This is a genomic window from Chryseobacterium pennipullorum, assembly GCF_003384725.1.
Classification (GTDB): Bacteria; Bacteroidota; Bacteroidia; order Flavobacteriales; family Weeksellaceae; genus Chryseobacterium; species Chryseobacterium pennipullorum.
Genome location: NZ_QNVV01000011.1, coordinates 53,815 through 69,030 on the forward strand (window position 1 = coordinate 53,815; position 15,216 = coordinate 69,030).

General features: G+C 39.1%; 11 protein-coding genes. 4 read left to right on the forward strand and 7 right to left on the reverse strand.

The features are described 5' to 3' along the window. Nucleotide 1: 1 nt before the first annotated feature. From DRF67_RS13185 to DRF67_RS13200, 4 genes are all read right to left on the reverse strand, one after another. On the reverse strand, nucleotides 2-967 hold the full coding sequence (locus tag DRF67_RS13185) for a hypothetical protein (protein WP_115928754.1): 966 nt from the start codon (nucleotides 965-967) through the stop codon (nucleotides 2-4). A 66-nt stretch (nucleotides 968-1,033) separates the two neighbouring features. Then, entirely contained in the window at nucleotides 1,034-2,476 is a 1,443-nt protein-coding gene (locus DRF67_RS13190) for an aminoacyl-histidine dipeptidase (protein WP_115928755.1), read from the reverse strand. A gap of 153 nt (nucleotides 2,477-2,629) precedes the next feature. Then, nucleotides 2,630-3,121: a hypothetical protein gene (locus DRF67_RS13195; RefSeq protein ID WP_115928756.1), complete on the reverse strand. Its 492-nt coding sequence runs from the start codon at nucleotides 3,119-3,121 to the stop codon at nucleotides 2,630-2,632. A gap of 23 nt (nucleotides 3,122-3,144) precedes the next feature. Beyond that, on the reverse strand, nucleotides 3,145-3,750 hold the full coding sequence (locus DRF67_RS13200) for an LURP-one-related/scramblase family protein (protein ID WP_115928757.1): 606 nt from the start codon (nucleotides 3,748-3,750) through the stop codon (nucleotides 3,145-3,147). Between the two features lie 308 nt (nucleotides 3,751-4,058). Between DRF67_RS13200 and recR the strand changes: the two genes are divergently transcribed. Then, on the forward strand, nucleotides 4,059-4,670 hold the full coding sequence (gene recR / locus DRF67_RS13205) for a recombination mediator RecR (RefSeq protein WP_115928834.1): 612 nt from the start codon (nucleotides 4,059-4,061) through the stop codon (nucleotides 4,668-4,670). After that, complete coding sequence (locus tag DRF67_RS13210) at nucleotides 4,666-5,505, forward strand: glycosyltransferase family 2 protein (RefSeq protein ID WP_115928835.1); 840 nt, start codon at nucleotides 4,666-4,668, stop codon at nucleotides 5,503-5,505. Before recR ends, DRF67_RS13210 begins: the two co-directional genes overlap by 5 nt. Before the next feature lie 125 nt (nucleotides 5,506-5,630). Here the strand turns inward: DRF67_RS13210 and secG are convergent, their stop codons facing one another. The 3 genes from secG to DRF67_RS13225 form a co-directional block, all read right to left on the reverse strand. After that, on the reverse strand, nucleotides 5,631-5,984 hold the full coding sequence (gene secG / locus DRF67_RS13215) for a preprotein translocase subunit SecG (RefSeq protein ID WP_115928758.1): 354 nt from the start codon (nucleotides 5,982-5,984) through the stop codon (nucleotides 5,631-5,633). 233 nt (nucleotides 5,985-6,217) lie between these two features. Further along, a complete protein-coding gene (locus DRF67_RS13220) occupies nucleotides 6,218-8,248 on the reverse strand; it encodes a M16 family metallopeptidase (RefSeq protein WP_115928759.1) in 2,031 nt (676 codons plus the stop codon). Between the two features lie 9 nt (nucleotides 8,249-8,257). Continuing rightward, nucleotides 8,258-9,571, reverse strand: a complete 1,314-nt coding sequence (locus DRF67_RS13225; protein WP_115928760.1) for a M16 family metallopeptidase — start codon at nucleotides 9,569-9,571, stop codon at nucleotides 8,258-8,260. A gap of 283 nt (nucleotides 9,572-9,854) precedes the next feature. Between DRF67_RS13225 and DRF67_RS13230 the strand changes: the two genes are divergently transcribed. Both DRF67_RS13230 and DRF67_RS13235 read left to right on the forward strand, forming a co-directional pair. Next, on the forward strand, nucleotides 9,855-12,185 hold the full coding sequence (locus DRF67_RS13230) for an ATP-dependent helicase (protein WP_115928761.1): 2,331 nt from the start codon (nucleotides 9,855-9,857) through the stop codon (nucleotides 12,183-12,185). A 225-nt stretch (nucleotides 12,186-12,410) separates the two neighbouring features. After that, nucleotides 12,411-15,188, forward strand: coding sequence for a TonB-dependent receptor plug domain-containing protein (locus tag DRF67_RS13235; protein WP_115928762.1), 2,778 nt, complete (start codon nucleotides 12,411-12,413; stop codon nucleotides 15,186-15,188). Nucleotides 15,189-15,216 lie beyond the last annotated feature (28 nt).

A 15,216-nucleotide genomic window follows, 5' to 3' on the forward strand; every position in this document is an offset into this window, starting at 1 on the left:
ATTATTTGCAAAAATCAATTAAAAAATTTCTAACCTGAAAATCCATTATATTTCCTACTTTTTTGAAATTAATACAAGCCTTATCTTTTTCCCCAACAGCAAGATATGATATTCCTAATTTAGTATATCCTTCATGGAATCTCATTATAAAGCGATTATCCTTGATTTGTAACTCGTCAAGTTTACTAAACTTTTCGATTGCTTTTTCAAATTTATTTTCGTTAAAATATTTTGAGCCTTCACTAATGATATCAAATAACTTTTTATCTGATTTGTACGACAAATTATTATAAAGTTTTGATAAATGTGTTTCGTGCGTGACAAGCATATCAATACCATAAGGATTTTTAAAATATTTTTCTGCTTGTTTTAAAGCTTGTATAAATTGTGTTTCATAGTTGGGAGTGAGTTTGTCAAGTATTTTAACATTTTTAATTTTATTATCTTTGGTTAAAATATATTCGCCCTTAAAATATAAATCATTGATATCCATTAAATTTTCTTTTTCCATAAATTGACTAAGAAAAGAGGCGAAAGTTTTTTCATTGTTAAAAATAGGATGAATGATTTTATTGGCAATTAGTAGACTGTCATTATTTCTAATCTCAATTTTAGGTTTAAATTCTGGATGCTTTTTTATAAAATCTTCGGGTTTTAGCAATAAAGATATATCGTCTCCTTCTTGTAATAGTAGGTAATCTTCTTCAAACCAATATTTAAATGTTCTATCTTCGAGATTAATAAGATCTTTATTAAATTTAGCTTTGAATTTGGTATTATGGATTGATACTTCGTTGGCGTTTATTTTGTAAAAAAGAAACATTGAATACCTCGGATCATTTATTTCTAAATTTTTTCCATCCGATTTCACTATACGATCCAAAATCCATTCTCCTTTTAATTTTTGCTGTGAATAGTTTTTAATAAAACCTATTAAGCAAAATATGAAAAATATTTTTTTTGTCATATTTTAAAAAATTAAAAAAATATCCAAAATCGTAAGACTTTGGATATGATATAGTTATTTAATATTTTATTTTTGAGGGATATTGGCTAAAATATCTTTCAGGAAGCTCCAGAACTTCTGAGCCGAAGGAATATTGGCTCTTTCGTCAGGAGAGTGTGCTCCTCTGATCGTCGGTCCAAAACTTACCATTTCCATTTCCGGATAGTTGGCTCCGATAATTCCACATTCAAGACCTGCGTGGCAAGCTACCACATGAGGCTTCTCACCGAACTTTTCCGTGTAGATCTTTTCCATAATCTGGACGATCTCTGAACCTGGCTTTGGTTTCCATCCCGGATAAGAACCGCTGAATTCAACGTTCATTCCTGCGAGCTCAGCTACAGATTTTAATTGTTCTGCTGTAGAATATTTTGAAGAATCTACAGAGGATCTCGTAAGGTTGAGGATTTTAAGCTCACCCTCTTTCAATTCAACTCTTGCTACATTGTTGGAAGCTTCTACAAGATCAGCAACATCCGGACTCATTCTGTATACGCCGTTATGAAGAGACTTCAAGGTAAGGATCACCTTTCGGGAGTCTGCCTCGGAAAGCGCTTTTTCTGCGGAAGTGGAATTTTCAATATTAATATGGATTCCCGGTTCTACAGAAGCAAATTCTTCCAGAATTTCTTTTTTAAGTCCAGTAGCCACCTCTATAAAATCCTGGGCATTTCTTACGGAAACGATAGCAACTCCTTCTCTCGGAATAGCATTTCTTAGACCACCTCCATCAATAGAAAGCAGTTGAATATTTTGATTTTCTAATCCTTTGTAAAGAAGTCTTCCCAGAATCATATTGGCATTTCCGAAACCTTTATGAATATCCATTCCGGAATGGCCTCCCTGCAAACCTTTTACCTCGATTCTTACCACCTGTCCTTTGGAAGCTTCTGTAGGATAGCTTTGAGTGATGGTAACATCAACACCACCGGCACAGCCGATATCGATCTCATCGTCTTCTTCCGTATCAAGATTTAACAAGATTTGTCCGGTCAATTGTCCCGGCTTCAACCCTAAAGCACCTGTCATTCCGGTCTCTTCATCAATTGTGAAAAGAGCTTCCAGTGCCGGGTGTGGGATATCTGAACTTTCAAGAATAGACATAATAGTTGCTACCCCCAAGCCGTTGTCAGCTCCTAAAGTAGTCCCTTTAGCCCTTACCCAGTCGCCATCAATTTCCATTTTGATTCCCTCCGTCTCAAAGTCAAAGTGGACATCGTTATTTTTCTGGCAAACCATATCCAGGTGCGACTGAAGGACGATCGATTTACGATTTTCCATTCCTGCGCTGGCTGGTTTTTTAATAATGACGTTTCCTACTTCATCCACTTTGGTCTCCAACCCCAGGTCTTCGCCAAATCCTTTGATAAAAGCAATTACTTTTTCTTCTTTTTTTGATGGTCTTGGAACTGCATTTAATTTGGAAAAGTTTTTCCAGATAATCTGCGGTTCTATATTAGATAATTCCATTGAAATTTATTTTTCTCAAATTTACGAAATTAAAAATGCTTCTGTGAAATACAGAAGCATTTTTTATAAGCAGTCTTAAGGCCGGAAAGCCAGTCATAAAATGATATTTATTTTCGGCTGGTCCCGTTTCTTGACTTTTTTAAAGTTTAAATGTTAACATCCACATTCTCCATAGATGGGAGTAGTAAAAACACTGCCATCAGGTTTCTCAATGGTGAGTGTACCTGAAAACAGTAAAGCTTCTTCAGATTTTATTTTTTTACCTTTTACAGAGATTTTGTAATCATCATTTTCAATTTCTTTGGTCAGCTCCTCATCCACCTCCATATCACTTGAAGAGATCAGATTCATAGCCAGTCTTTTTCCATCAAGCATCATATATGCCGTTTTTCCGGCGTCATCAGCATAGATGTATTTTTCCGCTTCGAAATCTTTTTTGTTTTTGGCAAAATAGCATGAACATTCTTTAATTTCTTTTGGAAACGGAATGGTTTCCACCAGGATTTTTCCTGAAGAAATGTTGGTGGCTGCAGAATCTTTAACTGCTTGGGAAGAATCGGCGGCGGCAGAGCCGGGAACTGTTTCTTTGTCCTTTTTACAGGCTGTCAGCAGAAACGCAGAAAATAAAATGATTAGGTATTTCATTAATATGTGGTTTTATTTTTTTGTTAACCTCTTGCTCTTTCCAGAAGGGTCATCATTAATAAGGAAAGAACAACTAAGCTTTCTTCTTCATCATCAATGTCAATCAGTCGGTCCACCTGGAATCTTCTTCCAAAGAATGAAGGCATCTTTTTCATTTTAAAATAAGCCTTTCCATCAATACCGCTTACCGTATAAGAAGGATTAAGGAAATATCCTGTAAACATTCCGATAATAGGAAGCTCACCTACAAAACTATCCCAGAATCTTACCCAGGCACTGTCTTCCTGAATTTTAAACTTTGGCTGATCGTTGGCATCCAGAATATCATAGCTTGCTTTCCAGATCGATCGCATTCCTTTTCTTGCCAGTCTTCCGAAGTTTTTGTTATCAACAAGATCATTCAGAGAATAAGAAGCGTTGAAATCAATCCATTTGTTGGCTCTTATTCTGAACAGCTCTTTGGTTTTGCTCTCATCATTGAAAACGATTACATCCTCTTTCAGCTTAAACATTTTCTGACGGACATATGCTACATAATTTCCGTTTTTGTCTGTGATGTTGAAGTCACTTGCTAATGTAGTGATTTTGAATTTGAAATCCAGTGGATAATTAAGATTGTTAAGTACCATGTTAGTTTATTTTTTTCATATTTAATTTAAGCCGCAAATATAAAGGTTTTTTTAAAGTTATAATGAATATTTTACATCACCTGAAGTTTAAAATATCATTAGGGGACATTAGTGAAAAAGCCGATTTCGAAAGTAAAGATCTGTTTAGGAGACCGGATTTGTGACTTCAAAAGTGATGAGGCTGAAAGAAGCCTTTGGATCAGATGAAAACAGGAAGTAAAATTGATCATTTGAAAAGATTTGGTCAACCTTCAAACTCTCCGTTAGCCACGCTCAAACTCTCAACTTTAATCCTTATTTTTGTACTTATGGATTACCCTAGCAAAGTATTGGCCAAGGCAGTAGATGAGATTTCAGGATTACCGGGGATCGGCCGGAAGACAGCCCTGAGATTAGCATTACATTTATTGAAACAACCCAATTCAAGAGCAGTGAGTCTTGGAAACTCCCTGATCAATCTCGTTAATGAAATAAAATACTGTAAAGAATGCCATAATTTCTCAGATTTTGATATCTGTGAGATCTGCAGCAATGAAAAAAGAAATGGCGACCTGATCTGCATCGTTGAAGATGTGAGGGATGTGATTGCTATTGAAAATACCGGAAAATATACTGGGAAATACCTTATTCTAGGCGGAAAAATATCTCCGATGGAAGGAGTGGGACCAGGCCAGCTGAATATACCAAGTATCGAAAGAAAGCTGAACGAAGGCAAAGTGAAAGAATTTATTTTTGCCTTGAGTGCAACGATGGAAGGAGACACCACCGCTTACTATATATACAAAAAATTTAAAAAATTCGATATCAGTTTTTCAAGTATAGCAAGAGGAATTTCAGTAGGGGACGAATTGGAGTATGCAGATGAAATTTCTTTGGGGAGATCCATCATCAACAGATTACCATATAACGAAAAGGATTGATATGAGGCTGTCCATTATTATTGTTAACTATAATGTTACCCAGCTGCTCCGAAACTGTCTCTTATCCGTTCAGAGATATATCAAGAACATTGAGTATGAGGTGATCGTTATAGATAATGCTTCTACAGACAGCTCGTGGGGAGATCTTATCCCTGAATTTCCTCATGTACATTTTATTGCCTCTGAGACCAATGGTGGCTTCTCAAAGGCAAATAACCAGGCTATAGAAACAGCAGCAGGGGAATATGTACTTCTTTTAAATCCTGATACTGAACTGGAGGGCTTCTATATGGACGACCTTCTTAATTTTGCGGACTCACAGCCTGATTTCGGATGTATGGGAGTAAGGATGCATGATGCACAGGGAAATTTTCTCCCTGAGAGCAAACGTTCCGTTCCCGATATGTTCAATTCTTTTGAAAAGCTGTTTACCAGTTTTAAAAAGAACAATTCAAAATCCTATTACAGGAGTGATATCGAAGAAAACGCCATCGCTGAGGTAGATGTGGTGACGGGTGCTTTTTTATTGGTGAAAAAAGAAGTGTACACAGAAGCAGGTGGACTTGATGATGCTTATTTTATGTACGGCGAAGATATTGATCTGTGCTTTACATTGTTGAGAAACGGATATAGGAATTATTATTATGGTAAAGCTTCCATTCTTCATCACAAAGGAGAAAGTACTGTAAAAGACGAAGTATATCTGCAAAGATTCTACGGGGCCATGCAGATCTTTATTGATAAATATTACAAGGAAGATAAGCCGGTTCAGTATTCATTTTTGAAAGCCGGGTTAAAACTTCGCTATCATATTGAAAAGATCAAACTGAAATAATTAAAAGGGATCAGGTACAAAAGTTGTGGGGTCCAGGCAAAAGCTTGAGTTAATGCTATGAAGAATGACAAATAAAAAAGCAACCCGATTGGGTTGCTTTTGTTGTATATACAAGAATACTCTTCTTATTTAGTAGGAGCCGGTGTCTGTACCGGTGCTGTTGTTTTAGAAGCAGGAGCTGTCTGCTGTTTTGCAGGGGCTTCTTTCTTCGCTGGTTGTTGTTGCGTAGGAGCAGCCTGTGAAGGTTTACCTGTGATCACAACGCTTAAAAGGATAAGAACGATGATAGTTCCGCCTAGAGTCCATGTTGCTTTTTCCATGAAATCATTGGTTCTTTGTACTCCAAACTGTGCAGAAGATGCACCGCCGAAAGTACTGGAAAGGCCTCCTCCCTTAGGGTTTTGAGCCATAACGATAATCACCAATAAAACACTGGCAATCATAACAAGAACCATCAATAGTGTAAATATAGTATCCATTAATTCTGATATCTTTTTGAATGGGCAAATTTAATCTTTTTTTACTGAACGACAAAAAAAGATGTTGGGAAATATGAATCAACTGCAAAAAATTGGAAATCAAACAATGATTTTACCTTTAAAACCGGATTTAAGAGCAAACCATCTTGTTTTGGTTGGTTAATACAGCTTTCTTCAAGGCAAAATAAAAAAGCTACCCCGAAATGAGATAGCTTTTACAAAATTAGTTGTTTCTATTTAAAGTCAGAATCCTTAGCCTGGTTAAGCTGATAAGACTGTACTGCGAGGCTGATGTCCATTCCGCCCATATTTTGGATGATGGTGAACGGAAGCTTTACTCCCGATACCTCTTTGTAATCTGCATAACTTGTTGGGATGGAACCTCCTTCACCAGCTTTTATTTCACCCGTTTTCAGGCCTGTTTTTACACTGTAATAGTAGGTTTGTTTTGGTCCCTTCACGACATAAGAATCTTCATTATTGTATTTTTCGATTCCTGCCAGCTTTAATTCTGTAGATTTAGCGAACGCGAGTTCCGGGAAAAGTTCCGGCTCAGTCATGGACGTTTTTTGTTTATCGTTCAATGGCATCTTTTTTCCCTGAGCTTCCATGTAGCCGTCTTTACCATCGAAAACGATCTTTTGAACGGTGTTGCCCATCATTTTCATATCCAGTGACATTTTTCCGCCTTTGGCCATAATCATCTTCATGCTCATGTCCATTCCCTGCACCTTTGTTGTGGCATCAGTTGTAATAGAAGTCACTTTTTGAACGGCTGCCAGACCTCCGATAGCACTAATGTATTTATCTGCGATAGAACCAATGCTTACGCTGGCATCCATTTTTTGTACTGTAGGCTTTGCCACAGGGTTTGCTTCCCTATCAAAGTATTTTACCGGATATCCTGATTTTTCTAACCCTTCAGAAATATCAGATGCTTTACCGGCAATAAAAATTCTGGTTTGGTTAGGTAAAATAGTTGTCTTTACGGCATTGGAAACATCTGTTGCATTAACTTTATCAATCGATTTCAGATAATTGGTGTAGAAGTCAGCAGGAAGATCCTGTATTTTCTGATTCAAAGCAAATCTTGCTATCGTTTCAGGCTTTTCTAAAGACATAATGAAACTTCCCTTCAGTTTGGCTTTTGCATTTTCCAGCTCTTCTGGCTTTACCGTAGAAATGGCATTCAGCTCATTCATGAGCTCTTTCACCGCTTTATCAGTTACTTCATTTCTGACACTTGTCTCCGCAGAAAATTGAGGAGTGTATTTATTGGTACTGATTCCTGAATACGCACCATACGTGAATCCGTTTTTCTCTCTAAGGTTCATGAAAAGTCTTGCCTCTCCGCCACCGCCTAAAATGTAGTTGGCAATCGTTGCTGCGAAGTAATTCGGATCTTTCATTCTGAGATTGTTCAGATTGCCGGCAGTTAATACAGATTGTACCGCAGAAGGTACATCTACCACATTGATCTCTGTTTTCGCAACATTGGATGCCGGTTCTAAGGCTGCAAATTTGGTATTTGATTTTTTCCAGCTTCCGAAAGCTTTCTCAATCAAAGGTTTTACCTGCTCATATTGTACATCTCCGACAATCACCAGATACGCATTATCCGGAGCGTAATATTTGTTGTATACATTCTGGACATCTGCGAGCTGGATTTTGCTGATCGATTCAACCGTTTCAAATTCCCCTCTTGAAGTGTTTTTTCCATACATCAATGCGTTGGAAACTCTTCTGGCAATGGAAGCTGCATTTTTCTCGTCCGCCTTCAGGCCCTCAATGATTCTTTCCTTAGCATTCTGGATTTCTGACGCTGAAAATTTAGGGTTCACGATCGCGTCAGCCATTAATCCCAATACTTCCGGAAAGTACTTTGAAAGTGAATTGGAAGTAGCTCCGCTGGACGAAAAATTGATATTAGCTCCTAAGAAGTCTACTTTTTTATTGAACTCATCTTTGCTCATCTTTGTAGTTCCATTATCAAGCTGACCTGCCATAAGGCTGCTTACTCCTGAGATACTGCCTTCATTATAGGGAGGCCTGTCCATGGTAAGTGTGGTGTTGACCCTTGGAAGCTTGTTGTTTTCCACTACCATTACGGTAAGCCCATTGCTCAGCTGGAAAGTTTTTGGTTGTGCAATATTGATGGCGGGAGTAGGTCCCGGTTTTGGCATTGCATTAAGGTCTAGTTTTTGGGCAGAGAGCATTCCTGCAAATAAAAATGCTGCTGCTATATAGGTGAATTGCTTTTTCATGGGATCTACTTATTTTTTCTCAGGAACGTAATTGATGATGATTCTCTGGTTGGAATTCAGATATTTTTTAGCTGCATTCTGCAGGTCTTGTTTTGTAATCGATCGGTAAATATCGATTTCCTTATTGATAAGATTGGTATTTCCCATCAGTACATGGTTGGTAGCCAGGGAAGCCGCAATCCCCTGAATGCTTGAATTCTGATTGACAAACTGATTTTCAAACTGGTTCTGAAGCTTTTGGTAATCTTCATCTGAAATTAAAGTGGTCTGAAGCTTCCTGATTTCCGCATCAATATCAGTCTGAAGGGTCTGCTTGCTGGTCTGTCCCATAGGAATTGCAAAAAAAGCAAAAATACTATAGTCTTCAAGCCCCTGATTGAAGGCCGCAACCTGAAGTGCCTTTTTCTCCTGGTCAACCAGTTTTTTATATAAAACAGAAGACTTACCATTACTTAGATAAGAAGAAAGCATATCCAGAACATACGCATCCTTTTCTTTGTTGGCAGGAGTTCTGTATGCAAAAACATAGGCAGGAAGCTGAATGTTTGGGTCTGTTGCCGTTACTTCTTTTTCCTGGGTAATCGGGGTGTCTTTTGGAAAGTCTTTTGGATAGGTAGTTCCTTTTGGAATCCCGCCATAATACTCCTGAATCCATTTTTTTGTCTGTTCAGGTTTGATATCTCCCGCTACCACAAGGGTGGCATTATTGGGAACATAGTATTTCTTGTAAAATGCCTGGAATTCTTCAAGCTTTGCAGCATTAAGATCTTCCATAGAGCCGATCGTCGGCCAGTTGTACGGGTGGTTGGTAAAAAGATTTTTCTGAATGGTTGGGAAAAGATTTCCATAAGGCTGGTTATCCATTCTCAGTCTTTTTTCTTCTTTTACAACCTCTCTCTGTGTATCTACCCCAACCTGATTGATCTCGGCATGGCGCATCCTTTCAGCTTCCATCCAAAGCCCGAGCTGTTCGTTGTTAGAAGGGAATGTTTCATAATAATATGTTCTGTCGTTGGTGGTATTGGCATTGTTCTGCCCTCCGTTGGAAGAAACAATTTTCATCCATTCCCCTCTTTTTATATTGGGAGTTCCTTCAAATAGCAGGTGCTCAAAGAAATGAGCAAAGCCTGTTCTGCCTTTTACCTCATCCTTGGCTCCAACGTGATACATGACTCCTGTAGTAACTACCGGAGCCGAGTTGTCCTGATGGAGGATGATATGAAGACCGTTCGGAAGGTCATATTCTTCATATTTGATTTGCTGTGCATTCAGCATAAGCCCAAAAAAAGCTACGGCAGCAGCAGAAAGAAATCGTTTTTTCATAAACTTGGAAATTGTTAATCAATAAGTACAAAAAGTGAATTAAATGTTACACAAAAGTGATTAAAGTTAAGTCTTTAGCCTTCAATATCAAATGTTTTTAATAGATTCTGGTATTTGAGCAGCGACATTCACTAGCATATACAAATGATTTAGTATAAAAATCTGGCTGTCTCAAACCATTCTCCATCATCCTAAAACTGCTGTAATGTCTAACTTCTGCCACGAAAGTTTGAATTCTCCTCTGAATACATTAATTTTGTGTTCCCAAAAATTTTTTTGCTGTATGGACTATTTGAAAGGACTCAACGAATCACAATATGAAGCCGTTACCTCATTACAAGGACCTTTGATGGTGCTTGCAGGAGCAGGTTCCGGAAAAACGCGGGTGCTTACCATGCGGATTGCCCATTTGATCAACAATGGAGTAGACCCTTTCAATATCCTGGCGCTTACCTTTACCAATAAAGCGGCGCGGGAAATGAAAGACCGTATCGCAAAAGTGGTGGGAGACAGCAATGCAAGAAGCCTCTGGATGGGAACCTTCCACTCTGTTTTTGCAAGAATTTTAAGAATTGAAGCTCATTACCTGGGCTACCCTTCAAATTTTACGATTTACGATCAGCAGGATGCATTGAATGTGATCAAAAAAGTATTGAAGGATATGAATATTGATGCCGATCTTTACAAGCCAAAAAAAGTTCAGGCAAGGATATCGACTTACAAAAATAACCTGATTACGGTAAAAGCCTATTTCAACAACCCGGAACTGATGGAAGCTGATGAAAAAGCCAATATGAAGTTTATCGGTCAGATTTACCAGAGATACGTAGATGCCTGTTTCAGAAACGGTTCTATGGATTTTGATGACCTGTTGTTGAAAACCAACGAGCTGTTGACCCGTTTTCCGGAAGTATTGGCAAAATATCAGGATAGATTCAGATATATTATGGTGGATGAGTACCAGGATACCAACCACTCTCAGTATCTTATCGTAAAAGCACTGGCTTCAAAATTTGAAAATATATGTGTGGTGGGAGATGATGCACAGTCAATTTATTCTTTCCGTGGGGCCAATATTTATAATATCTTAAACTTTAAAAAAGATTATCCGGATGCCCAGACGGTATCCCTGGAACAGAATTACCGTTCTACACAGAATATCGTAAATGCAGCCAACGTTGTTATTGCTAAAAACCTTCAGCAGTTTAAGAAAAATGTCTTCAGTGATAATGAAGAAGGCGATAAGATCAAAATCTACCGTTCACTTTCAGATGCCGATGAGGCCAACTTTGTTGCCGGAAATATCTGGGAACTTCGTAACCGTGATCAGAGAAAGTACAGTGATTTTGCTATTTTATACAGAACCAACTCGCAGACCAGAGCATTTGAAGATGCTTTAAGGCGTAAAAATATTCCGTACAAGGTCTATGGTGGTCTTTCCTTTTATCAGAGAAAAGAGGTGAAGGATCTTATCGGTTACCTGCGTCTTCTGATCAACGAAAATGATTCTGAAGCATTGATGAGAATTATCAATTATCCGGCAAGAGGAATTGGAGATACTACCCAGAACAAACTGATCGTTTTTGCTGATGCGCAAAATATTGCAGTGTCTAAAGTTCTGGATAATCTTCCGATGTACGCCCCCCAGCTGGGATTGAATAATGGGGTTTTGAATAAGCTGAACGACTTCTGGTCGATGATCAAAGCCTTCAAGGTATTGCTGAAAACAGAAACAGCCTATAGCGTAGCCATGGAAGTGGCAAAAAGAAGCGGCCTGATCAAGTTTTTAAAAGATGACCAGACTCCGGAAGGAATTTCCAGGGTAGAAAACGTTCAGGAGCTGATGAACTCCATGCAGGGATTCATTGAAGAACAGATGCAGCTGGAGGATGGGGATCCGAGCCTGTCCAATTTCCTCGAAAATATTGCCCTTTCCGCTGATACCCAGGATAAAAACCTTGAAGAGGATATGGTTTCTCTGATGACGATTCACCTGTCAAAAGGATTGGAATTCCCTGTAGTCCATCTGGTGGGGCTTGAAGAAAATCTTTTTCCAAGCTTTATGAGTTCAGCAACAAGGGAAGACCTGGAAGAAGAAAGAAGACTGTTTTATGTAGCCCTTACAAGAGCAGAAAAACAAGCATTTTTCTCCTATGCTGTTTCCCGTTTTCAGTGGGGAAAAATTACAGATGCAGAACCGTCCAGATTCCTAAGCGAGATTGATGACGAGTATATTGAATTCCTTAACCCTGCTCTGGAAAAGAGGTTTATCAATAACTCAGGAGTAAGATCCAATATTTTTGATGAACATCCATCTGAGATGAAGTCCTTCAAGAAAGTGGAAAAGAAATCCATTGACAGAGGGGATAATGCCAAGCCGGCCCAGGAAGTGAGAAAGCTAAAACCAGTGAGTACAGCCAAAATTATCAATCCGAGCGGCGCATCTTCTCAGGATATCGAAGTAGGAGATAAAGTAAGGCATGACCGTTTTGGAATCGGAGAGGTAACATTCCTGGATGGGACAGATCCGCAGAATATCAAGGCAAAAGTTGTTTTCATCCATGAAGGCGAGAAAAACCTGATCTTAAAATACGCAAAGCTTACCAAGATCTAATACTGAATAATAAAATAAAACAGAGCGGATTCAATTTTTTTGAATCCGCTTTTTTGTTAAAATTTCACAGGATTCTTTTAAAATGCGTATTTTTAGTAAGGGATAGAAACAAACTATAGATATTTTTCAGAAAAACAAAGTCTATCTATTTTGTAGACTAATAAATATATTTTACCTTTGCTGCTGCAAAAAACATAAATGTTCAATCCATTTTAAGTAAACTATATGAGAAATAAAAAAACTATTGTTTCAGCCGCTGCTTTATTTTTCCTGGGCGTGTACACGTACGGTCAGGAAAAAGACAGTATCAGAACTAATAAAGACAGTATAAAGACAAACAGTGTAGAAGAAGTGGTCATATTGGGCTCCCGTGCAGGAGCGAGATCCAAGATAGACAGCCCCGTACCTGTAGATGTCTTCAATGTAAAAGAATCTTCTGTCATTCTTCCACAAACCAATATCGGACAAATCCTGAATGCCGTTGCTCCGTCTTTTACCTCCACCATTCAGACCAATTCAGATGGAACCGACCATCTGGATCCTGCGCAGCTTAGAGGGTTGGGGCCTGATCAGGTATTGGTTCTGGTGAATGGCAAAAGAAGACATACATCAGCTCTTGTGAATGTTAATGGAACACCGGGAAGGGGTACTGTAGGAACGGACCTGAACGCTATTCCTTCTTTTGCCCTCAACAGGATCGAAGTGCTAAGGGATGGTGCAGCAGCGCAATATGGATCAGATGCCATTGCCGGAGTTATCAATCTTGAGCTTAAAAAGGATACCGGAAAACTGGCTGGCCAGATCAGCTACGGCGGAAATCTGACGCCGACCGCAAATGACCATACCGGAAATTTTGACGGCCAGAACATCCAGCTGGATCTGAATTACGGTAATAAGATCGGAACGAAAGGAGGTTTTTTTAATATCACCTGGTCTTCACAGTTCAGAAATCCTACGTATAGGGCAGGAACAGAAAAAGGAGCCATTTACAATGCGTATAATGCAATTGAGCAGCGTGCTTTAAATGATGGGGTAAATCTTTCCTCTTTGTTTACCAATATCAACACTACTCCCAATTCTCAGCAGATTGTCAATTACATCCATCAGTATGCCCAGGGTGTCAATTATTTTAGCGGCGCCCAGCTTGCAGACATTCAGGGAGCTTCTACGATACAGGATATCAAAGACGGGGCGGGAAATGTTATTCAGAAAGGGCTTCAATCTTTGCTGAATTTCGATGTTACGGATCAGGAGCTGGCATACAGAGGACTTAGCAGAAAGGACTTCAACATGCAGGTAGGGCAATCCAAACTGAATAACCACCAGCTTTTCGTGAATGCTGAGGTACCGATCAGTGACGACTGGAAAGTATATACTTTTGGGGGATACAGCCTGAGACATGGTGTTTCCGGAGGATTTTACAGAAGGCCCCGGGAAAGCCGCACCTTTACAGGATCTTATCCTAACGGCTACCTACCTCAGATTGGAACGGATATTCAGGATCTATCATTGGCTGCCGGAATCAAAGGAAAATGGGATGGCTGGCATATAGATTTTAGCAATACCTTTGGACAAAACTCTTTTACCTATAATATAAGAAATACGGGGAATACTTCCCTTCGCTTTGCGTCACCGAACGAATTTGAAGCCGGTGGCCTGAGGTTCTCTCAGAATACAATCAATCTTGATTTTTCTAAAAAATATGATGTCTGGGAAGGAATTAACGTAGCCTTTGGTGCTGAACACCGGTATGAAAATTTTAAAATCACCGCCGGGGAAGAAGCTTCCTATTCTACGTATGATGCTTCCGGAAATATCTGGAACGGGAGCTCTTTAAGACCTACGGATTTCTTCGGTGCCTCTCTTCCAGGAGGGTCACAGGTGTTCAACGGTTTTAAACCCGATAATGCTGTGGACAAAAACAGACAGTCGGTAGCGGCTTATGCAGATATTGAATTCAATTTTACCAACTGGCTATTGGTAGATGCTGCGGCCAGATATGAAAATTATTCGGATTTCGGATCTACATTCAATTATAAGCTGGCTTCGAGGATCAAGGTAGCTCCGGATTTTAATGTAAGATTTGCCGGATCTACAGGATTCAGGGCTCCGTCTATCCACCAGATTTATTATAATGTAACCTCTACGTTATTTACCAATAATCAACTTCTTGAAGTGGGAACTTTCAGTAATGATTCTCAACTGGCGGGGCTGCTGGATATGCCAAAACTAAAGCAGGAAACATCAAAATCGGCCAGTGTAGGATTTACTTATAGAATACCATCTGTGAATCTGACCTTTACAGCAGACGGATATTTCACAAGAATCGACAACAGGATTATCCTTACGGACCAGTTTCTGAGAGCCAGTGTACCTCAAAAAGCACAGGAAGCTTATGATGCCCTGGGAATTAATGGGGCACAGTTTTTTACCAATGCCATTGATACGGAAACCAAAGGGCTGGACGTTGTAATTTCCCATCAGGCAAGATTTTCAGATCTAAAACTGGATAACAATTTTGCAATCAACCTCAACCAGACCAAACAGGTGGGGGATGTTCATTCCTCAGGGCTTTTACAGTCTCCGGAGCTGGAAAAGGTTTATTTTTCTGAGAAATCCAGAGTTTATATGGAAGAAGCAGTACCCCGGGTAAAAGCCAGCCTTTCGCACACGCTGACATGGAAGAACGCCAGCTTTTATCTGCGAAATACCTACTTTGGAAAGGTAACGGGAGCTGACATTATTGATGTAAACGGTGATGGGGTTATTGATTTCAATGAGCACCAGCAGATTACTGACAAGATCATTACCGATCTTTCCCTGGCTTATCAGTTTACCAAAAATGTAGGACTGACTTTAGGGGTAAATAATTTATTCGATATTTATCCAACAAGGAACCTTCCTGCATCTACCAATAATGATCAGTTTATCTATTCACGGTCAACGTCACAATTCGGGCAGAATGGCAGATATGTTTTTACCAGGCTGAATTTTAATTTTTAATCCATATAATCACCAATAAAAAACGGAT

Coding starts and splice junctions, on each gene's coding strand:
- DRF67_RS13185 (WP_115928754.1), bottom strand. CDS start 967: ATGACAAAAAAAATATTTTTCATATTTTGCTTAATAGGTTTTATTAAA.
- DRF67_RS13190 (WP_115928755.1), bottom strand. CDS start 2,476: ATGGAATTATCTAATATAGAACCGCAGATTATCTGGAAAAACTTTTCC.
- DRF67_RS13195 (WP_115928756.1), bottom strand. CDS start 3,121: ATGAAATACCTAATCATTTTATTTTCTGCGTTTCTGCTGACAGCCTGT.
- DRF67_RS13200 (WP_115928757.1), bottom strand. CDS start 3,750: ATGGTACTTAACAATCTTAATTATCCACTGGATTTCAAATTCAAAATC.
- recR (WP_115928834.1), top strand. CDS start 4,059: ATGGATTACCCTAGCAAAGTATTGGCCAAGGCAGTAGATGAGATTTCA.
- secG (WP_115928758.1), bottom strand. CDS start 5,984: ATGGATACTATATTTACACTATTGATGGTTCTTGTTATGATTGCCAGT.
- DRF67_RS13220 (WP_115928759.1), bottom strand. CDS start 8,248: ATGAAAAAGCAATTCACCTATATAGCAGCAGCATTTTTATTTGCAGGA.
- DRF67_RS13225 (WP_115928760.1), bottom strand. CDS start 9,571: ATGAAAAAACGATTTCTTTCTGCTGCTGCCGTAGCTTTTTTTGGGCTT.
- DRF67_RS13230 (WP_115928761.1), top strand. CDS start 9,855: ATGGACTATTTGAAAGGACTCAACGAATCACAATATGAAGCCGTTACC.
- DRF67_RS13235 (WP_115928762.1), top strand. CDS start 12,411: ATGAGAAATAAAAAAACTATTGTTTCAGCCGCTGCTTTATTTTTCCTG.